Here is a 19,349-nt window from a genome sequence, read left to right as displayed (position 1 = left end):
TGCTGGGGGGTGTCGGCCGTTGACACCGGTTACCAATCAGTAGCAGACTCCGACGGTGTTACCCGAGGTAACACCCCGGTCGGCCGTACCCCTTCTTCGGAGGAATGCACCATGAGCAGCACGTTCTCGCTGGACCCGGGCGCGGACCAGCTCGCCGTACGCGACTGGCTGCACGGCTTCGCCGCCGACGTGATGCGCCCGGCCGCCGCCGAGTGGGACGAGCGCGAGGAGACCCCCTGGCCGATCATCCAGGAGGCCGCCAAACTGGGCATCTACTCGCTGGACTTCTACGCCCAGCAGTACTTCGACCCCTCCGGCGTCGGCATCCCGATCGCCATGGAGGAGCTCTTCTGGGGGGACGCGGGCATCGGGTTGTCCATCGTCGGCACGACGCTCGCCGCCGTCGCGGTGCTGGCCAACGGCACCGACGAGCAGATCGGCACCTGGACGCCGCAGATGTTCGGCACCCCGGACGACGTCAAGGTGGCCGCGTTCTGCTCCTCCGAGCCGGACGCCGGCTCCGACGTGGGCGCGCTGCGCACCCGGGCCGTCTACGACCAGGCCAAGGACGAGTGGGTGCTGAACGGCACCAAGACCTGGGCCACCAACGGCGGGATCGCCGCCGTGCACGTCGTGGTCGCGAGCGTCGACCCGGAGCTCGGCACGCGCGGGCACGCCTCCTTCGTCGTCCCGCCGGGCACCCCCGGGCTGAGCCAGGGCCAGAAGTTCAAGAAGCACGGCATCCGCGCCTCGCACACCGCCGAGGTGGTGCTCGACGGCGTCCGGGTGCCCGGCAGCTGCCTGCTCGGCGGCAAGGAGAAGCTGGACGAGCGGCTGGCCCGGGCCCGCGAGGGAGCCAAGCGCTCCGGCGGCAAGGGCAACGCGGCGATGGCCACCTTCGAGGCCTCCCGGCCGGCCGTCGGCGCGCAGGCGATCGGCATCGCCCGGGCCGCGTACGAGGTGGCGCTGGACTACGCGAAGACCCGGGAGCAGTTCGGCCGTCCGATCATCGACAACCAGGGCGTGGCCTTCCAGCTCGCCGACATGAAGACCCGGATCGACGCGGCCCGGCTGCTGGTGTGGCGGGCGTCCTGGATGGCGGCCAACAACCAGCCGTTCACGGCGGCCGAGGGCTCGATGTCCAAGCTGTACGCGGGCGAGACGGCCAAGTACGTCACCGCGCAGGCGATGCAGATCCTGGGCGGCAACGGCTTCACCCGGGAGTACCCGGTGGAGCGGATGCACCGGGACAGCGCGATCTACTCGATCTTCGAGGGGACCAGCGAGATCCAGCGGCTGGTCATCGCCCGGGCGATCTCCGGGATACCGATCCGCTGACCGGCGCCGGGTGGGGCGGGCTCCACGGACCGGCGGCCCGGCCTACCGGGCTGCGCCGGCGGTGCCCCGCCCGGCCGGCTACCGCGCTGCGCCGGCGCCCCGCCCGAGCGGCTACCGGGCTGCGCCGGTGCCCCGCCCGAGCGGTTACCGGGCCAGCCAGAAGGTGAGCCCGGCGGTGACCGCGCCCACCACCGCGCCGACGACCGTCTGCGCGGTGGTGTGGTCCCGCAGGACCACCCGGGACCAGCCGATCACCGCGACCAGCGGGTAGAGCAGCAGCCACAGCGGGCCGAGCGCGATGCCGAGGCAGACCACCGCGCCGGAGGCCACGGCGGTGTGCACGGAGACCTTCCACCAGACGGTGATCACCAGGATCGGGACCAGCGAGGCGAACATCGCCGCCACCATGGCGGTCAGGTCGGCGGGGGCGTCCAGCCCGATCATCACCGCGAAGCTGGTCAGCACCGAGCCCATGATGAACGGGATGACGGTCAGCCGGCGCCGGCGGTGTCCGACGTGGCGGTCCTCCAGGGTGCCCTTGCGGATGCCGCGCTGGATGAACAGGGTGGGGATGACGGCCGCGAACAGCGCCGCGAAGGCACCCCAGCCGAGACCGGTCAGGCCGTAGCGCAGGCCGCCGATCAGCAGGCAGACCACGATGATCACGTTCTTCGGCTCGACGCCGTCGGTGACCCGCCGGGCCCAGGTCGTCCGGCTGGCGGGGGCGGTCGTGGCCTCGGCGGTCATCGGGGTGGGTGCTCCGGTGCGGAAGGGGGCGGCGGTCGGCGGCTCGGCGTCGGTCGGATGATCGTACGCGAGTCGCCGGTGCCACCGCCCGGCCGGCTCGGCGGGGGCCGACAGTGCGGTCGGGGCGGTGGCGGGACGGGGTCCAGTGACGCAGCGGGGCCAGCAGCGGGACGGGGACAGTAACGCAGCGGGGCCAGCAGCGGGGCGGGGTCAGAAGCGGGGCGGGGTCAGAAGCGGGGCGGGCGGCCCTCCAGGAAGGCGGCCAGGCCCTCGTGCACGTCCGAGGCCTCCCGGGAGCGCCGCTCCCACGGCTCCAGAGCCTCGGCCGCCAGCTCCGGCGGGACGGCGAGCGCGGCCTTGACCGCGCCGATGGTCTGGGTCGAGCGGGTGGTCAGCAGCCTGGCGAACTCCAGGGCGGCGGCGTCCAGTTCGGAGACCGGCAGGACCTTCTCCGCGAGGCCGAGCGGCAGTGCGTCCCGGCCGGACACCAACTCGCCGGAGAACAGAAGGTACTTGGCCCGGGCCGGGCCGACCAGCCGGGCCAGCCGCACCGTCGGCACCGCCGGGTAGACCACGCCGAGCTTGGCCGGGGTGATCCCCAACCGGGCGTTCTCGGCGACGAAGCGCAGGTCGCAGGCGACGGCCAGCTGGCAGCCGCCCCCCACACAGGCGCCGTGCACCACCGCGATCGTCGGGTGGGGGAAGGCCGCGAGCGCCTCCTCGGCGGCCACGTTGATCGCGTGGTAGGCGTCCGCGCGCCGGGGATCGGCGTAGACCTCGGCCAGTTCGGTGATGTCCGCGCCGGCGCTGAAGGTGTTCCCGGCGCCGGTCAGCAGCAGGGCGCGCACGCCCTCCTGCTCGGCGATCCGCGCCAGGGCCTCGGGCAGCGCCCGCCAGACGGCCAGGGTCACCGCGTTGCGACGGTGCGGGCGCGCGATCTCCAGCACCGCGACACCGTCCTCGCCGACGTAGGCGTTCAGGCCGTCGGCCTGGGCGGGCAGGGTGGAGCGGTCCCGCGTGAGCAGTGGCTGGTCCATGCGCACCTCCGGTCGGTCGTGGTGCGCCCACTCTCTCAGGCGGGGCGGGTGCAGTAGTCGCCGAGGCCCTGTTCGACCAGGGCGAAGGCACGGCGGGCCCTGTCGAGCGCGGCGGGCAGGGCGTCGGCGGCGCTATCGCCGGCCAGCATCCGCTCGTGGTTGCCGCCGATCAGGGTGAGTCGGACGGCCAGCAGTTGGGCGGCAGCGACCCGGGCGGTCAGCTCGTCGTGGGCCGGGTCCTGGGTGAGAAGTTCGGCGGCGAGCAGGGACTGGGCGCGCTGGTCGAAGGCGGCGCCGGCCCGCATCGCGAGCGCGGGGGTCGCGTGGATCAGCCTGATCACGTCCAGCACCACCTGGTCGTCGTTCAGGCCGGTGGCCGGATCGTGCCTCGCCAGCGCGACGAGGAAGTGCTCGCGCAGCGCCGCGACCGCCGAGGTGCCCGGGGCGCGGTCGCGCACCACCCGCACCGGCTCGTCGAGGTGCTGCTCCATCGGGCCCATGACCAGGTCTTCCTTGGTGGGGAAGTAGTTGAAGACGGTCATCTTGGACACCTCGGCCGCGGCCGCGATCTCGGCCACCGACACCTGGTCGAAGCCGCGTTCGGCGAACAGCCCGATGGCCGTGCGGAAGATCCGGAGCCCGGTCTGGATCTTCTTGCGCTCGCGCAGCGGAAGCGCGCCGAGGTCGCGGTGGGGGCCGAGGTCCAGGCCGGAGTGGATCGCCATGGGCTGACTGTACCAGGGACAAACCTTGACCGAGACGAAGCATGTGCTCGGCAGAAAGATTGGTCAGGATGAAGAATTGACCCGGTCCAAGATTGCTGCCATGGTGGTGGCGAGCCCGCCGGAGCCCGCCGGTCCGGGCCGAACTCCACCGAATCGGGGGGACTCACCGATGGCATCCGCCGCTCCGCACGCCTCAAGTCCCGGCCTCGGCGCCGGCCCGACGAAGGACGCTCGACGCCGGCTGGGCATGCTGCTCTGCCTGGTCACGATCGTGCTGGCCGTGCTCGACTCGAACATCGTCTCGGCGGCCACGGTGCCGATCGTCCGGGACCTCGACCCCGTTCACGGCGTCGACCGACTCCCCTGGCTGGTCAGCGCGTTCGCCCTGGCTGCCACCGCGCTGCTCCCGCTCTACGGCAAGCTCTGCGACGTCCATGGGGCCAAGCGGGTGCTGCTGGGCGCGCTCGGCACCTTCCTGCTCGGCTCGGCGCTGTGCGGGGCGGCGCAGTCGATGGGCGAGCTGATCGCCTTCCGGGCCGTCCAGGGCGTCGGCGGCGGCGGGCTGATGAGCGTCACCATGGTGGTCATGGCCCACCTCCAGAAGCCGGAGGAACGAGGCGGCGGCAGGGGCGGTGCCATGGGCGGCATCGTCGCGGGCCTCGGCATGGCCGTCGGACCACTGGTCGGGGCGCTGTTCACCGACCACCTCGGCTGGCGGTGGATCTTCTACGTCAACCTGCCGCTCGGCCTGCTCGTGGTGGTCGGCGTCGCCCTGGTGATCGAGCTGCCGCGGACCGTCCGCCGACGCGGCCTGGACTTCCTCGGCGCCGCGCTGGCTGCCGCCTTCGCCACCGGGCTCCTGCTGGTCACCGAGTGGGGAGGCAAGGACTACGCCTGGACCTCCCCGCAGATCACCGGCCTGGCCGCCGCCGCCCTGGCCGCGCTCGGCCTGTTCCTGTGGCGCCAGGCCACCGCCGCCGAACCGGTGCTGCCGCTGTCGCTGTTCCGGATCCCGGTCGTGCGGATCGGTTTCGCCGTCCAGGGTCTGGTCGGAATGGGGATGACCGGCTCGATCGTGTACGTGATGATCTACCTGCAGATCGCCCGGGGGATCGCCCCGACCACGGCCAGCCTGTACCTGATGCCGATGGCGGCCGGGATGACCGGAATCGGCCTGCTGGTCACCCGACTGCTCGCCCGCGGCCACGCGCCGCGGACCTTCCTGGCGGCCGGCGCCATCTGCGGGACGCTGGCCCTGGCGCTGCTCGGGTTTAGCGGGCCGGACACCCCGCTGTGGGCGGTGGGCGCCGAACTCGCCCTGCTCGGCGCCGGTTTCGGCCAGCTGATCGGGCAGCTGGTCACGCTGGTGCAGGACACCGCTCCGCACCACCAGCTCGGCGTGGCGACCACCGGCATCCGGTTCTTCCAGACCCTCGGCGGAGCGCTGGGCGCGGCGCTCTTCGGCACGGTGCTGGCCCGGGTCTTCGAGGATGGCGAGCCCGGACGATCGCTCGGCGCGGTGCGGATGCTGACCGGTGCCGCCCGGGAGCACGCGGTGCGCAGCTTCACCGACGCGGTGGACGTGGTCTTCCTGTCGGCGGGCGGGGTGATGGCGCTGGTGCTGCTGCTGGCGCTGCGGCTCCGGTCGGCGGAGGCCGCGGGGGCCGCGGGGGCTGCGGAAACGGCCGGGAAGCCGGTGCTGGCGGCCTGAGTGGGGGCCGGGCGGGGAGCCGGGGCCGGGTGGACCACGGGGGTGTCCACCCGGCCCCGCTTCTCGCGTCGCCGCGTTGTCGCGTTCGCGCCTTCCGCGTTGCCCTTCGCGTTCGCCCTTCTCGCGTTCGCGCTTCCCGCGTTCCCGGGTCCGGACGCGCGGTGCGCTCCGGGCAACGGCCGACCGCGCGGGGTCCGGTTCCGCATCAGGCCTTCGTGGCGGCCCACTCCTGGGCCAGGATCGCCCAGATCTCCTTGTCGTGGCGGACCCCGTTGTGCAGGTACCACTCGCGCAGTACGCCGTCCCGCCGCATGCCGAGGCGCTCGGCCACCGCCCGGCTGCGGGTGTTGGCGGCCGAGCACCACCACTCCGCGCGGTGCAGGCCGCGGGTGACGAAGGCGTAGTCGAGCAGTTGCCGCACGGCGGCGCTGATCAGCCCGCCGCCCTCGCCGGCCGGCTCGGTCCAGGCGCCGATCTCGCAGTTGCCGGTCTTGACGCTGAAGTTCACGAACATCACCCCGCCGACCAGCGTGCCGTCCCGCCAGATGCCGTAGATCCGGCGCTCGTCGACCGCCTGGCCGTCGGCGTAGCGCTGGAGGGTGGCGCGGGCCGAGTCCAGGTCGGTGGAGAAGGTGGCCCACGGGATCCACGGGTCGGTGTGGCTCCGGGCGCGGTCGATGTGGGCCAGGAACTCGGGGGCCTGCCAGGGCTCCAGCGGGCGCAGTTCGGCGTTCTCGGTGAGCGGTACGGAAAACACGGGCGGCCTTTCACGGGTGGGTGCGGGCGGTCGGCAGTCATTCATAACAAACGTTTGGTATGTAGGATAGCCGCCATGACGCCAGCCCGTGGAGACCATGACGCCCGCCGCTCGGAAGTCTCCGAGGGGGTGTGGCGGGTGCTCTCCAGCAAGGGCTTCGAGGGGTTGACGCTGCGCGCGGTGGCGGCCGAACTGGGCGCTTCCACCGGGCTGTTGACGCACTACTTCCCGAACAAGCGGGCGCTGCTGAGCCATGCGCTGGAGGAGCTCGACCGCCGCTCGGCGGCCCGGCCGCGGCGCACCGCTCCCGTCGACGGGACTCCTCCGCCGGTCGGACTGGCCCGGCTGCGGGCCGCACTGCTCGACGTGCTCCCGCTGGACGAGGGGGCCGTGGCGGGCAACCGGATCTGGGTTGGCTCGTGGGACGTCGCCCTGGCGGACCCGGAGCTGGCGGCCGCGCACGCGGGCCGGTACGCCCGCTCGCGGGTGGCGCTCACGGCGATCGTGGCGGACGCCCAGCGGCTCGGTGAGCTCCCGGCCGGGGCGGACCCCGCCGGGATCGCGGCGGGGGCGCAGGCCTTCGCGCTGGGGCTGGTGGTGCAGGCGCTGTTCGCCCCGGAGGAGTTCCCGGCCGAGCGGCAGATCGCCCTGCTCGACGCCTATCTGGCGGGATTGGCGGGCTGAACCGGGGAGGCCGGCGGCCGGTTTCCCCGGTCGGTTTTCCGGGGCGGTGGGGATTCGCCCGGAATTCCGGTGTCCTCGTGGCGGGTCCGGCACGGATCGTCACGGACCGTGTGCGCGGAGTCGTTATCACTGCGAGGTCCGGAGTGACCATGGTAAGTATCCGGTGGCGCGACGGCCTGCGGAATTGCAGGTGGCGCCCCCAGCAGGATTCGAACCTGCGACCTACCGCTTAGAAGGCGGGTGCTCTATCCGCTGAGCTATGGGGGCGGGACGGACGGCGCCCGGGGTGGGCGTGACCGCGGCCGGGATCGGGCGGCGAGCGCCGGGGCGCACGCTGTCCGACCGGTACCAGAGGGTGGGGGTGGGGGTTGGTAAGCCCTCGCCCTGTCGGGGACAGGATAAGGGTGTCCAGTTCCTCGGCCGGCTGTGACGACACCGTCGTTGGTGTGTCGGTTCGGTGGAGCGGTCCGATAATCGCAGGTGAAGGCCGTGAGTGCAGCGGTATGCGACTGTTCCGTGCCGGACGTTGTGCAGTCGTTACGGGGCTGGCTCCCCACCCGTTATGGATTCGACACGGAGAATGTCCCGCCGCGGGTGCGGGTGGGGGGCCGTATTCGGCTTGCTCCGGTCGGATGACGTGCACGGACGGCGGCCGACCCGCGTTCCGCCGTCCGCCGGAGGGGGCGGCGGTCTGGGGGTTTGTTGTCATGGACTCGAAGAGATGGCCGGCCGAGAGCTGCGGGTAGGCCGAAATTCACCCCTGCGGGTGACGGCAGCATTTTGTTGTGCCGAGTTATCCACAGGATTTCGAAGTCGGTGGCCCTGGATTTCCTTCCGGATGCACTCTCAACTCGCACCGCTCGATTCCGTACGGTGCATCGGCGAGAGCGGAGAGTGTGCTGTGAACGAGACTCATGTGACGGTGCTCGGCAATGTGGCGACGGAGGTGAGCTACGGGGAAACCGCCAACGGGGTGCCGATGGCGAACTTCGGGCTCGGCTGCACGGAGCGGCGCTACGACCGCGAGCGGGCGTGCTGGGTGGACGGCGAGACGCAGTGGCTGAGGGTGACGGCCTGGCGGGCGCTGGCGGTGAACCTGATCGGCTCCCTGGCCAAGGGGGACCCGGTGCTGGTGACGGGTCGGCTGCGGGTGCGCGAGTGGACGGACGGCGAGGTGAAGCGGAGTCGGGCCGAGATCGACGCCCGGTCGGTCGGGCACGATCTCACCCGCGGCACCTCGGCCTTTCGTCGAGCCTCCGGGGTCCGCGGGCAGCCGCCCGGCGGCCCGGGGCCCGGCGCGGCGGAGGCGGCGCGGGCGGCGGACGCGCCGGTGCCGGGGTGGATCGTCAGCGCGCTGGAGGCGCGCAGGGCCTCGGCGGCGCCGGCGGACCCTCGGTCAGCTGAGGCGCCGTCGGGTGTGCGGTCGGTGACGGAGGAGGGGGGTGACGTGTCCGAGAGGGAGCGGACCGGTGAAGTCCGGGCGGCGCCGCACTGACCGGTCGGTGACCTTCTCTGTCGACAAATACGTTGATCGAGAAGCCGATTGTCCCGACGTCGCAATCCACTCCGGATAACGGAAAGTGGCGGATGGATTCTGGCACATCGTCAGCTTGTGTGGAACCTGAGAGGGTTGATAACGATCCAGATACGGAATCGTCCTGATTTCGCATGGAGGTTTCGGGGCCCCTGGGGCTCAATAGGATTCGTCTGGTTCACACCCGCAGCGGCCCCACACCGGCGGCACGCGCGGGCACGGCAAGTCGCGGGCTGCCCACTCGGCGTGGCCTGCTCGGAGGGATCCCAGATGTTCCAGAGGCAGGGGCGGAGTCTGTCCCGTATAACCACTGTCATGCTCACGACCAGCGTTGCGCTGGGCGGAGGCCTCTTCGCAGCCGGTGCGGCCGCGGCGGCCGACACCCCGGCATCGGGCGTGACCGCCGTGGTCCAGAACACCATGCTCGGCGAGAAGATCGACGTCCAGGGCAAGGGCACCGTCGAGGGCGGTCTCTTCACCCTGAAGACGGCCGCGGGCGAGAAGCTCCAGACCTACTGCATCGACTTCGACAACCCGGTCTACTTGGACAGCAACGCCAAGTACCACGAGTCGGACTGGGCGTCGAGCTCCCTCAACAGCAACGCCAACGCCCCCAAGATCCGCTGGATCCTGGAGAACTCGTACCCGCAGGCGAACCTGAAGTCCCTGGCCGCGGCCATCCACGTCGACAGCCTGAGCGACGAGGACGCCGCCGCCGGGACCCAGGCCGCGATCTGGAAGTTCTCGGACAACAAGAACGCCGTCCCGCAGCACGACAACGCCAAGAAGCTGCGCGACTACCTGGTCAGCGACGTCAACAAGGGCGTCGCGGCCGAGCCCAAGCCCTCGCTGACGCTGGCCCCGGACTCCGTGTCCGGCAAGTCCGGCAGCAAGCTCGGCCCGTTCACGCTGAACTCCAGCGCCAACGAGGTCAAGCTGACCGTCTCCGGTGACGCCGCCGACAAGGCCAAGCTGGTGGACAAGGACGGCAAGCCGGTCAACGGCACCCTGGCCGGTCCGATCGCCAAGGACACCCAGCTGTTCCTGGACGTCCCGGCCGGGACCCCGGACGGCAAGGCCGCCGTCAACGCCAGCGCCGACGCCAACGTGCTCAGCGGCCGGGTGTTCATGAGCGACGTGGACAACCGGGGCCGTCACAGCCAGACCATGATCCTGGCCGGCTCCACCAAGGTCAGCGTCGCGGCCGCGGCCAACGCCACCTGGAAGCAGGGCAAGGGCGCGATCATCGACTCCTCCGCCAAGGTCGAGTGCGCCAACAACGGCGTGCGCGTCTCCGTGACCAACAGCGGTGACGAGGCCGGCGCCGTCACGGTCGGCTCCCAGCAGCTGACCGTCCAGCCGGGCAAGACCGAGAGCGTGCTCGTCAAGGTCGCCGAGAAGACCGAGTACGCCATCACCGTGGCCGGTCCGAACGGCTACTCCAAGAAGTTCACGGGCGTCCTCGACTGCAAGACCGGTGTGACCCCGACCGGCGCCCCGACCACCCCGGGCGCGACCGGCACGCCGACCGCCGCCCCGTCGGGCACCCCCTCGGGCACCCCGAGCACCGGCGCCGGTCAGCCGGCCCCGGCGACCACCAGCGCCGCCCCGGGCACCGGTGGCCTGGCCCAGACCGGTGCCAGTGACTCGACCCCGATCATCGCCGCCGTCGCCGGTGGCCTGGTCGTGGCCGGTGGCGCCGCCGTCTTCGTCCTGCGCCGTCGCGGCCGCCACGGTCGCACCACCGCCTGACCGGCCTGACCGGCCTCAACGGCCCGAACGGCCCGAACGGCCCGAACGGGCCGGGGGAGTCCACTCCCTGAGGTCCTGAGCAGCGGAACCGGCCCGGTTCCCCGCAGTCGATGCGGGGGGCCGGGCCTTCGCGTTCGTCCACCCCGGAGGGAGCCGCCCCGGGCGGTTCGGGGGTTCCGGTCGGGTGCGGCACAATGGAAGGCTGCAAGCCGAATTACTCCCGACGACGCCGGAGCGATCTCACGTGGCGGAATACATCTACACGATGCGCAAGGTGCGCAAGGCTCACGGAGACAAGGTCATCCTTGACGACGTGACGCTCAGCTTCCTCCCGGGAGCGAAGATCGGCGTCGTGGGCCCCAACGGCGCCGGTAAGTCGACCGTGCTGAAGATGATGGCCGGCCTGGAGCAGCCCTCCAACGGCGACGCCTTCCTCTCGCCCGGCTTCACCGTCGGCATGCTCCTCCAGGAGCCGCCGCTCGACGAGTCCAAGACGGTCCTGGAGAACGTCGAGGACGGCGTCAAGGAGATCAAGGGGAAGCTCGACCGCTTCAACGAGATCGCCGAGCTGATGGCGACCGACTACTCGGACGCGCTGCTCGAGGAGATGGGCAAGCTCCAGGAGGAGCTGGACCACGCCGAGGCCTGGGACCTGGACGCCCAGCTGGAGCAGGCCATGGACGCCCTGGGCTGCCCGCCCGGTGACTGGCCGGTCACCAAGCTCTCCGGTGGTGAGAAGCGCCGCGTCGCGCTCTGCAAGCTGCTGCTCGAGGCCCCCGACCTGCTGCTGCTCGACGAGCCCACCAACCACCTGGACGCCGAGTCGGTGAACTGGCTGGAGCAGCACCTGGAGAAGTACAAGGGCACCGTCGTGGCCGTCACCCACGACCGGTACTTCCTGGACAACGTCGCCGAGTGGATCCTGGAGCTCGACCGCGGCCGCGCCTACCCGTACGAGGGCAACTACTCCACCTACCTGGAGACCAAGCAGTCGCGCCTCAAGGTCGAGGGCCAGAAGGACGCCAAGCGCGCCAAGCGCCTCAAGGAAGAGCTGGAGTGGGTCCGCTCCAACGCCAAGGGCCGCCAGGCGAAGTCCAAGGCCCGTCTGGCCCGCTACGAGGAGATGGCGGCCGAGGCCGACAAGATGCGGAAGCTGGACTTCGAGGAGATCCAGATCCCGCCGGGCCCGCGCCTGGGCAACGTCGTCATCGAGGTGCAGAACCTCAACAAGGCCTTCGGCGAGAAGGTCCTGATCGACGACCTGAGCTTCACGCTGCCGCGCAACGGCATCGTGGGCATCATCGGCCCGAACGGCGCCGGCAAGACCACCCTGTTCAAGATGCTCCAGGACCTGGAGACCCCGGACAGCGGCACGGTCAAGGTCGGCGAGACCGTCAAGATCAGCTACGTCGACCAGACCCGCTCCAACATCGACCCGAAGAAGACCCTCTGGGAGGTCGTCTCCGACGGTCTGGACTGGATCAACGTCGGCCAGGTCGAGATGCCGTCCCGTGCCTACGTGTCGGCCTTCGGCTTCAAGGGCCCGGACCAGCAGAAGCCGGCCGGCGTGCTCTCCGGCGGTGAGCGCAACCGCCTGAACCTGGCGCTCACCCTCAAGCAGGGCGGCAACCTGCTGCTCCTCGACGAGCCCACCAACGACCTGGACGTGGAGACCCTCTCCTCGCTGGAGAACGCCCTGCTGGAGTTCCCCGGCTGCGCCGTGGTCATCTCCCACGACCGCTGGTTCCTGGACCGAGTGGCCACCCACATCCTCGCCTACGAGGGCGACAGCAAGTGGTTCTGGTTCGAGGGCAACTTCGAGTCGTACGAGAAGAACAAGATCGAGCGGCTGGGCGCCGACGCGGCCCGTCCGCACCGGGCCACGTACAAGAAGCTGACCCGAGGCTGACATCCGACTGTCACGACGGCCCGGCAGACTGCCCTCCGGGGCGGCCTGCCGGGCCGCGGCCCGTCGCCGGTCCGTGACGACGGGCCACCGGACACCGAGGAGAACACCCGTGGCTCGCCACATCTACGCCTGCCCGCTGCGCTGGTCCGACATGGACGCCTTCGGGCACGTCAACAACGTGGTCTTCCTGCGCTACCTGGAGGAGGCCCGGATCGACTTCATGTTCACCCAGGCCGCCGAGGCCGGCGCCGGGGAGTTCGCGGGCGGCTCGGTGGTGGCCCGCCACGAGATCGACTACAAGCGCCCGCTGGTGCACCGGCCCGAGCCGGTCATCGTCGAGACGCGGGTGACGCACATCGGCAGCGCCTCGCTGACGGTCTCCTACGACATCAAGGACGTCCACGAGGACGGCAGCGAGACGGTGTACGTCCGCGCCTCCACCGTGGTCGTCCCCTACGACCTGGCGGAGGGCCGGCCGCGCCGGATCTCGCCGGTCGAGCGGGAGTTCCTCTCCCGCTTCATGGACGAGGCCCCGGCCGTCGCGGCAGTCTGAAAGTCCGGACCGCCGCGACCGGACGCCCGCCGCGACCGGACGCCTGCGCCGACCGGACACCTGCCCCGACCGGATCCTTCGACCGGACCGCACGATGATCGAACCCCACGACGATTCGAGCTGAGCCACGTTGACCGTCACCGCCCGCCTCGCCCTGACCGACACCGGTGAGGCCGCCGACCTCTCCGCCTTCCTGCTGCGCCTGCTGCGCTTCGACAAGGCGGCGGCCGTGCGGCTGCGGGCCGTGGCGCCCGGCGGGGACGGTGGGGACGCCGGGGACGCCGGGGACGACGGTGTGCTGGCGGTCTTCGGACGGTTGCCGCTGGGCGGCTCGGGCGCGTTGGCGATCCGCACCGCCCGGCTGAGCGGCCCGGGGGAGCCGGTCGACCTGACGGTCTCGGCCGGGCAGCTGCTGGAGGGCGTGGACGCGGAGGCGGGTGCGGTGGCGCTGCCCGCGCCGGTGACCGGCCCGGCCTGGGCCGGGCTGCTGCCGCCGCGGGCCGGCTGGCGGCCGGTCGGCGCCCCGCCGGTGGCCGAGGTGTACCCCGAACTGATGGCGGGGGTGCGGGAGTTCCGCGAGCGCAGCGAGGCCGTTCCGGCCCACCACCGCACCCGTGACGTGCTGGACCGGCTGGCGGACGAGATCTGGTCGCGCCCGGTCGCCGCGCTGCCCGAGTTGCCGCTGCGCGCGGTGCACGCCGCGTACGTGATCGGCTTCCTGAAGCCCGGCGCCCCGCTCACGGTGCACCGGGCGGGTGGTTGGCTGCGGTTGAGCGCCCCGGCGGGTTCGGTGGTGGTGCGGACCGCGGCCGCGCCGGGCGCGGGGCTGGGGCTCAGCCCGGTCCGGTGATCGCGCCGTCGGGCCCGACGGGTGCGGCGGGCGCGGCGCGCCGGAGCGTGCGGCGGTTCAGCCCGGGGTGTTGATCATCGAGGCGGCGGCGTACGTCAGGTAGTCGAGCAGTTGCCGCTCGTGCTCGGCGGGCAGTTCCAGGCTGTGCACGGCGGCCCGCATGTGCGTCAGCCAGGCGTCGTGCGCCGCCTTGTCGACCTTGAACGGCGCGTGCCGCATCCGCAGCCGCGGGTGGCCGCGGTGGTCGCTGTAGGTGCGCGGGCCGCCCCAGTACTGCATCAGGAACAGCGCCATCCGCTCCTCGGCCGGCCCGAGGTCCTCCTCGGGGTACATCGGCCGCAGCAACGGGTCCTCGGCGATGCCCTCGTAGAAGCGCCGGGCCAGACGCCGGAAGGTCGGCTCGCCGCCGACCTGGTCGAAGAAGGTCTCCTCGCTGAACGTGCCTCGCCGGATCTCTGTCACCCGACCATGGTCGCAGACGCCGACGGGGCCGTACACCGGGACCATCGGCGTACGACCCCGTCGGGCCGCGCGGGCCGCGGGGAAGCGGCGGAGTGGGGCGGAGTGGGGCGGAGCGGTCAGCGCGGGCCGCTCACGCCCGCCGCACTCAGGCGTCCTCCCACTTGAACAGCCTCCAGGCGACACCGGTCAGCACGGCCGCGAAGAGCAGCAGGCCGCCCATGGTGGGCAGGGCGTCCATGACGCCGCCGCCGCGGGTGAGCACCGACTGCGCGGTGTCGACCAGGTAGTGCAGCGGCATGACCTTGGAGACGGTCTGGAGCCAGCCCGGAGCGCCGTCCATCGGGAAGAACGAGCCGGACAGGAAGGACATCGGCAGCACGATGACCTGCGAGATGCCGTTGGCCGCCTCCTCCGTCTTGGCGACGGAGCCGGCCAGCAGGCCGATCGACATGAAGGCGAGCGTCGCACAGGCCACCAGCGGCAGGACCAGCCACCAGTCGCCGGTGAGCTTGAGCCCGAAGAAGCTCGTGGCGACGACCAGGAAGACGGCGGTCTGGAGGAAGGCGGTCAGCAGCGAGACCAGGATGCGGGAGCTGACGACCGTGCCGGCGCTGATCGGGGCCAGCCGCAGCCGGCGCAGCACCTTGGACTTGCGCCAGTTGACCAGGGTCAGCGCGGCACCGAAGACGGCGCCGGTGGCGACGGCCCAGCCGAGCAGGCCGGGGGTGAGGAACTGGATCGGCTTGAGCGCCTTGTCCTCGACCTGCTGGGCGTCCACGACGTAGGCCGGCGGCTGGTGGGTGGCCCGCTGGTTGGCCTCCTGCACCACCGAGTTGATGATGCCCTGGAGCGCGCCGGCCCGGACCTGGTCGGCGGCGGTGTAGCGCAGCTCGACCTTGCCGTCCGGGCCCTGCTTGATCAGCGCGTCGAAGTCGCCCTTGCGGACCTTCTCCAGCGTGGCGGCCTCGTCGTCGGTCCTGGTGATCGTGAGGACCTTGTCCAGCCCGGCCCGTTCGTCGCCCTGGATGGAGTCGAACAGCGCCACCGCGCCGACCTGGGCGACCTTGGCGTGCGGGGTGCTGGAGCCCTTGGTCACGCTGCCGAAGAAGACCAGGAAGACCAGCGGGAAGAGCAGGATGAAGAACGTCGCGGTGCGGTCGCGCTTCATGCCGAGGAGCATGGCGCGGGACAGGCTCCAGAAGGCGCTGACCCGCTCCGGCCCGCCGTCGGGGCCGGCCGGGCCGCCGCGCCGGACGGGGGCCGTCGGCTCGGTGGAGGTGGGGGCGGTCATGCGCGGAACTCCCGTCCGGTCAGCTGGAGGAAGACGTCCTCCAGGGTGGCGCCGCGCACCTCGAGGCCGCGCAGCGCGTTCTGCTCGGCCAGCGCGCTGAGCACCGGGGCCGGGAGCCGGGTCGAGACGGAGAGCGAGACGGTGTCGTCCTCCAGGGCGGCGATCTCGGCGCCGGCCGCGGCCAGCAGTTCGCGGGCCCGCTCGACCGGCAGCTGGCCGGAGGCCACGCTGATCCGGACGGTGTCGTCGATCTCGCGGATCAGCGCCGCCGGGGCGCCGGTGTGCAGGATCCGGCCGTGGTCCATGATCGAGACCCGGTCGCAGAGCACCTCGGCCTCGTCCAGGTAGTGGGTGGTCAGGACGACGGTGCGGCCCTCGCGGTTGATGTCCCGCAGGAGGTCCCAGAGGTTGCGGCGGGCCTGCGGGTCGAGGCCGGTGGTGGGCTCGTCCAGGAAGACGAGCTCCGGGTCGTGCGCCAGGGCGCAGGCGATCGACAGGCGCTGGGCCTGGCCGCCGGACATCTGGTCGGTCAGCGTCTCGGACTTGTCGGCGAGGCCGACCCGCTCCAGCATCGCATCGGCCCGCTTGGGGCCGACCCCGTAGAACGACGCGAAGGTGCGGATGGTCTCCCGGGCCGTCAGTTTCCGGAAGAAGGCGGACGCCTGGAACTGCACGCCGATGCGCGGCAGCAGTTTCGGATTCCGCGGCCAGGGAGCCATCCCCAGCAGTTGGACCCGGCCCTCGTCGGGTTCGCGGACCCCTTCCAGGATCTCCATGGTGGTGGTCTTCCCGGCGCCGTTGGGGCCCAGGATCCCGTAGAACTCGCCGGCCTCGACGGTGAGGGACACCCCGTCGACGGCCTGCACATCCCCGTACCGCTGACGGATGCCGTCAGCGGATATAGCTGCAGTCATGTGCCCTGAGAATAGGGGTTTCGACGCGTCCTGTGCACACCCGGGACGTGGATTTGCGGATTTCCTGAGGTAGCCGCGGAAATGGGCCGGGCCGGGCGAAATCTCGAATTCCGCCCGGCCCGGCCGCAGTTGCGGCTGACGTGCGCTCAACTGCGCTTCAGGCGCGGTGCACGGTGATCGTCGTCCAGGCGCCGATGTGGATCCGGTCGCCGTCGTTCAGCGGTACCGCGGTGTGCGGGGCGATCGGCTCGCCGCCGCCGTTCACGGTGGTGCCGTTGGTGGAGTCCTGGTCCACCAGGACCCAGCTGCCGTCCGCCTGTTCGGCGAGCAGCGCGTGCTGGTGCGAGGCGCCCGGGTCCTCCGGCGGCACCGACAGGTCGATCTCCGGGACGGTGCCCCGGTGCTGGCTGCGCCGGCCGATCCGCAGCTGGCCGCGGCCGGTCAGCGGGATGCGGCGCTCGGGGCAGTACGGCGGGAAGAACAGGCCCGCCGCCTCCGGGCCGCTGCGGGCCATCATCTCGGTGAAGTAGTCGCGGTCCGCCGAGACGACCGCGATCCAGTTGGCCCGGACCGGCTCCTCCGCGACGGGCTCCGGCTCGGGCTGCTGCACCGGCGGGGCGAGGTGGAAGGAGGTGCCGAAGTCGCCGCCGCGGTTGTTCGGGCCCGGTCCGGCGGGCCGGGCGTACACCGGTCCGGAGTCCTCGCGGGCCGGGGCCTCGGGGAAGGCGCCCTCCGCCGCGGACCCCTCCGGCCCGTCGGCGGGCAGGGCGGGCGGGTAGCCGTAGGTGTGCGGGTACTCCGGCTGCGGGGCGTTCCCGGGCTGCTGCGGCTGGGACTGCGGCTGCTGCGGCTGCGGGGCGGCCGGGGCCTGCGGAGGCTGGGCGGTGCCGCCGTAGGCCGCCGGGATGTTCAGCGGCGGAGGCTGGGCCGGGCCGGGCGAGGGCACGCCGGCGGCCGGGGCCTGCCGGCGCGAGGGGGTGGACAGCTCGTAGTCGTAACCGCACTCCTCGCAGAACCGTCCGGTCTGCGGGCTGCGGCAGATCGGGCAGACGGTCAGGCCCTCGGTGAGGCCCTGCTGCCCCGGCGGCGGGTAGGCACCGGGCGGCGGCACCGACCCGGGCGGCGGGTAGGCGCCGGGCGGGGGGACGGCCGAGGGCGGCGGGTAGGCCCCCGGCGGCGGGTAGGCCCCGGGCGGGGGCGGCGGGACGGCCCCCGGCGGCGCGGGCGGAGCGCCGAAGGAGGCACCGCCGGGCGGGGGCGGCGGAGGCGGCGGAGCGCCGAAGGAGGCACCGCCGTGCTGCGGGTGCCCGGCGGGTGCACCGGGCGCGGGGTCGGCGCCGGGCGCACCCGGGTAGCCCCCGTGGGCTCCGGGCTGCGGGGCCGGCGGAGTCATCGGGAAGCCGCAGAAGTCGCACCAGTCCTCGGCCTGCGACTCGTGGCCCCTCGGGCAGATCGGCATCAGGTCCCCCTCGTTCCGGGCCGGCTTGCTGGCGCGGCGTCGCGCCGGGCGGCCGGCCCGATCACGTCTTCAGCGGTCACTTCTTCACACGTACCGTCTTGGTCGACCGGGTCTCAAGGGTCATCGAGTCGGCCTCGCTCACGTTCTTACGGAACCGAACCGTACCCTCCTTCGGGTCGACCACGTCCACCACCTTCTGCAGCAGCTTGTAGGTGCCCTCGTTCCCGGTCGCGTGCGCGATCCGGACGGCGGCGCCGAGCTTGGCGGTGGCGGTGTCGACGTCCCCCGCGCGGTGGGCCTCCAGGCCCTCCTGGATGGAGGAGGCGAGCTCGGCCTGCCCGGTGTAGTGGGCGACCTGCGGGCTGATCCGGGTCGAGGAGGCCAGGTCGTCGGTCCAGACCGCCTTGACCAGCCCCTGGGACAGCACCTCGGGGGTGCCGCCGCCGACCTGCGGGGGCAGCACCAGGCTGACCCGGGCGGCGAGCATCTCGTTGCCGACCCCGGCGGCCGGGACCTCCACGCAGACGTGGTAGTCGCGGCTCTCGTCGCCCCACGACCCGGTCGGGTAGTCGCCGGCCCGGGGGCCGGCCTCGGAGCGGCGGCCGGTCAGGTCCTCGACCGAGGGGGCGACCTGCTTGACGAACTTCACGGTGGCGTTGGCCGGGGTCCAGATCCGCAGCGCGACGTCGGCGACCTGCTTGCCCATCGCGCCGGCCATCATCGAGCGGAAGTCCTCGGCCAGCCCGGAGGGTTCGGCGACGATGTCGACGGTGCCGAGCAGCGCCGAGGAGATCGTGCGCAGCTCGTCGATCCGCCAGTCGGTGCCGACGCCCCGGCAGTCGGCGGTGAAGTGGCCGGTGACCCGTTCGATGTTGCGTGCCAGGTCCTCGGCGGACTCGTGCTCGTTGTTGCCGTCGGTGAGCAGGACGGCGTGCCGGATGGCGATGTCGCGGCGGGTGAGGAAGAGCTGGTCGGCCTTGGCCAGCCAGGTGCCCATCGCGGTGCCGCCGGCCGCGGTGAGGCGGCGCAGCGCCTGCTTGGCCTGGTCGCGGGTGCTCGGCGAGGCGGTGGCCAGGGTGCCGTCGCCGGGGTAGATGTCGCGGGCCTCGTGGGTGCCGGCCACCACGGCGAAGGCGGTGCCGTCGCGCAGGGCGTCGACGGCGGCGGCGGTGGCCTCCCGGGCGCCGTTGATCTTGGTCTTGGGGTAGTCCATCGAACCCGAGCAGTCGACCAGGATCACCACGGCCGCGGTGGCGTCGGCGCCGTGGCCGGCCGCGTCGGCGAGGCCGAGCGGGCGGCCGCCGGAGGTGCCGCCGCCGGTGGCGGTGACGGTGACGATGGCGTTGACCTCGCGGGCACCGTCGGCCAGGTACTCGTTCTGGAAGATCTCGACGTCGAACCTGGGCAGGTTCGGTTTGGCCAGTGTTGCCATGGGGCGGTCGGCTCCCGTCGGTGAGGGGTGGATGCGAGCGGGTCGGTGGGGCGGTCCGGCGGCCGGGGGCCGGCGCGATGGTGATCCGGTGGCGGCTGGCCGGATCACCATCGGGTCGAAGACGTCCCAGAGCGACTTCGGCTGCACGGTGATCCCGACCCGTCGCCGGGAGGCCACCAGCCGCATCCCCTCCA

General features: G+C 72.3%; 17 protein-coding genes and 1 tRNA gene. 8 read left to right on the top strand and 10 right to left on the bottom strand.

Annotated elements, in window-relative coordinates; translation table 11 throughout:
* The first annotated feature begins 111 nt into the window (after positions 1-111).
* On the top strand, positions 112-1,338 hold the full coding sequence (locus tag ABT247_RS12655; RefSeq protein ID WP_350741844.1) for an acyl-CoA dehydrogenase family protein: 1,227 nt from the start codon (positions 112-114) through the stop codon (positions 1,336-1,338).
* Positions 1,339-1,482: 144 nt separating this feature from the next.
* Here ABT247_RS12655 and ABT247_RS12650 read toward each other — a convergent pair whose 3' ends face one another.
* From ABT247_RS12650 to ABT247_RS12640, 3 genes are all read right to left on the bottom strand, one after another.
* Complete coding sequence (locus tag ABT247_RS12650) at positions 1,483-2,085, bottom strand: hypothetical protein (protein WP_350741842.1); 603 nt, start codon at positions 2,083-2,085, stop codon at positions 1,483-1,485.
* 227 nt (positions 2,086-2,312) lie between these two features.
* Complete coding sequence (locus tag ABT247_RS12645) at positions 2,313-3,122, bottom strand: enoyl-CoA hydratase/isomerase family protein (RefSeq protein ID WP_350741840.1); 810 nt, start codon at positions 3,120-3,122, stop codon at positions 2,313-2,315.
* A 35-nt stretch (positions 3,123-3,157) separates the two neighbouring features.
* A complete protein-coding gene (locus ABT247_RS12640) occupies positions 3,158-3,847 on the bottom strand; it encodes a TetR family transcriptional regulator (RefSeq protein WP_350741838.1) in 690 nt (229 codons plus the stop codon).
* A gap of 169 nt (positions 3,848-4,016) precedes the next feature.
* On the opposite strand from ABT247_RS12640, the gene ABT247_RS12635 reads away from it, so the two are divergent.
* Positions 4,017-5,558, top strand: a complete 1,542-nt coding sequence (locus ABT247_RS12635; protein WP_502892439.1) for an MFS transporter — start codon at positions 4,017-4,019, stop codon at positions 5,556-5,558.
* Positions 5,559-5,763: 205 nt separating this feature from the next.
* Here ABT247_RS12635 and ABT247_RS12630 read toward each other — a convergent pair whose 3' ends face one another.
* On the bottom strand, positions 5,764-6,315 hold the full coding sequence (locus ABT247_RS12630) for a GNAT family N-acetyltransferase (protein WP_350741836.1): 552 nt from the start codon (positions 6,313-6,315) through the stop codon (positions 5,764-5,766).
* A 75-nt stretch (positions 6,316-6,390) separates the two neighbouring features.
* On the opposite strand from ABT247_RS12630, the gene ABT247_RS12625 reads away from it, so the two are divergent.
* Positions 6,391-6,999 (top strand): TetR/AcrR family transcriptional regulator, encoded by a 609-nt coding sequence (locus ABT247_RS12625; protein WP_350741834.1) that lies wholly within the window; start codon positions 6,391-6,393, stop codon positions 6,997-6,999.
* 191 nt (positions 7,000-7,190) lie between these two features.
* Here the strand turns inward: ABT247_RS12625 and ABT247_RS12620 are convergent.
* Positions 7,191-7,266: transfer RNA gene (locus tag ABT247_RS12620), tRNA-Arg, on the bottom strand.
* A gap of 634 nt (positions 7,267-7,900) precedes the next feature.
* Here ABT247_RS12620 and ABT247_RS12615 point away from each other — a divergent pair.
* From ABT247_RS12615 to ABT247_RS12595, 5 genes are all read left to right on the top strand, one after another.
* Positions 7,901-8,494, top strand: coding sequence for a single-stranded DNA-binding protein (locus ABT247_RS12615; RefSeq protein WP_350741832.1), 594 nt, complete (start codon positions 7,901-7,903; stop codon positions 8,492-8,494).
* A 354-nt stretch (positions 8,495-8,848) separates the two neighbouring features.
* Positions 8,849-10,285: a Cys-Gln thioester bond-forming surface protein gene (locus tag ABT247_RS12610; protein ID WP_350741830.1), complete on the top strand. Its 1,437-nt coding sequence runs from the start codon at positions 8,849-8,851 to the stop codon at positions 10,283-10,285.
* A gap of 244 nt (positions 10,286-10,529) precedes the next feature.
* Positions 10,530-12,194, top strand: coding sequence for an energy-dependent translational throttle protein EttA (ettA, locus tag ABT247_RS12605; protein WP_350741828.1), 1,665 nt, complete (start codon positions 10,530-10,532; stop codon positions 12,192-12,194).
* A 109-nt stretch (positions 12,195-12,303) separates the two neighbouring features.
* Entirely contained in the window at positions 12,304-12,747 is a 444-nt protein-coding gene (locus tag ABT247_RS12600) for an acyl-CoA thioesterase (RefSeq protein ID WP_350741826.1), read from the top strand.
* 130 nt (positions 12,748-12,877) lie between these two features.
* Complete coding sequence (locus ABT247_RS12595) at positions 12,878-13,597, top strand: DUF8185 domain-containing protein (RefSeq protein WP_350741824.1); 720 nt, start codon at positions 12,878-12,880, stop codon at positions 13,595-13,597.
* A 57-nt stretch (positions 13,598-13,654) separates the two neighbouring features.
* Here ABT247_RS12595 and ABT247_RS12590 read toward each other — a convergent pair whose 3' ends face one another.
* From ABT247_RS12590 to ABT247_RS12570, 5 genes are all read right to left on the bottom strand, one after another.
* Positions 13,655-14,059, bottom strand: coding sequence for a globin (locus tag ABT247_RS12590; protein ID WP_350741822.1), 405 nt, complete (start codon positions 14,057-14,059; stop codon positions 13,655-13,657).
* 145 nt (positions 14,060-14,204) lie between these two features.
* Positions 14,205-15,350, bottom strand: coding sequence for an ABC transporter permease (locus ABT247_RS12585; RefSeq protein WP_350741820.1), 1,146 nt, complete (start codon positions 15,348-15,350; stop codon positions 14,205-14,207).
* Entirely contained in the window at positions 15,347-16,264 is a 918-nt protein-coding gene (locus ABT247_RS12580; protein WP_350741818.1) for an ABC transporter ATP-binding protein, read from the bottom strand. Before ABT247_RS12580 ends, ABT247_RS12585 begins: the two co-directional genes overlap by 4 nt.
* A 157-nt stretch (positions 16,265-16,421) precedes the next feature.
* A complete protein-coding gene (locus ABT247_RS12575; protein WP_350741816.1) occupies positions 16,422-17,723 on the bottom strand; it encodes an FHA domain-containing protein in 1,302 nt (433 codons plus the stop codon).
* Between the two features lie 76 nt (positions 17,724-17,799).
* Positions 17,800-19,155, bottom strand: a complete 1,356-nt coding sequence (locus ABT247_RS12570; protein ID WP_350741814.1) for a vWA domain-containing protein — start codon at positions 19,153-19,155, stop codon at positions 17,800-17,802.
* Positions 19,156-19,349 lie beyond the last annotated feature (194 nt).

Origin of the sequence: Kitasatospora sp. NPDC001539, from assembly GCF_040298565.1 — a bacterium.
Taxonomy (GTDB): domain Bacteria; phylum Actinomycetota; class Actinomycetes; order Streptomycetales; family Streptomycetaceae; genus Kitasatospora.
This window is presented reverse-complemented; position numbering and strand designations above follow the sequence as displayed.